Raw genomic sequence first — 624 nt, 5'->3', positions numbered from 1 at the left:
GACCTTTGACGCTCGCATATATGTTAGCGAGACCAGAACCAACCTTGATTAAGTACCCAGAAGACACGGTTCTTACTGGTTGATTTGTCAGTAATAAGCAAAGTGAATGCAAATTAACGCATTGAATTTAAAGTGATATTTTGACTTTTTGAGCGTCGATTGGTCATCGGCGCTCAAACATTTATAAATAACGTGGTCTTCTGCTCAAATTTTCTTTTTGATCCCCTTGTCAGCATTCCCTTATCCTTTCATTTCTGTACCATTCATTCACTTAATTTATATCTAATGCGTAAATAACCATCAGGTAACCGCTCATTAAATTGATGGGTATCTGAGTTCGTTTTACGCATGGTGAATTGAAAAGATGGAGCCGTACTTTGAAATTCCACACCCTTGCCTTGACCATGCTGACTGCACTTGTTGCCGGAAACAGTATGGCAACGACACCACCATCGCCAATTTGGCATCCGATCACGCTGAGTGACGGAAGCAATAGCGAGGCGATTTTACGCGGAACTGCTGATTTCCATTGGTTTGAAGACAAACAAGGCAATGCCTTGATTCAGGAAGATGGTGTTTGGTTTTTTGCTCAGATCCAGCGTAATTCAGACACCCCTGAGTTGC

General features: G+C 42.0%; 1 protein-coding gene. It reads left to right on the top strand.

Annotated elements, in window-relative coordinates; all coding sequences use genetic code 11:
* Window positions 1-377: 377 nt before the first annotated feature.
* Window positions 378-624 (top strand): hypothetical protein (locus R7R24_RS28070; RefSeq protein WP_318120355.1); only part of this gene is annotated, 247 nt, incomplete at its 3' end.

This window comes from Vibrio sp. 704, assembly GCF_033339295.1.
Note: the sequence above shows the minus strand (reverse complement) of the source record. Positions and strands in the feature narration are given on the sequence as shown.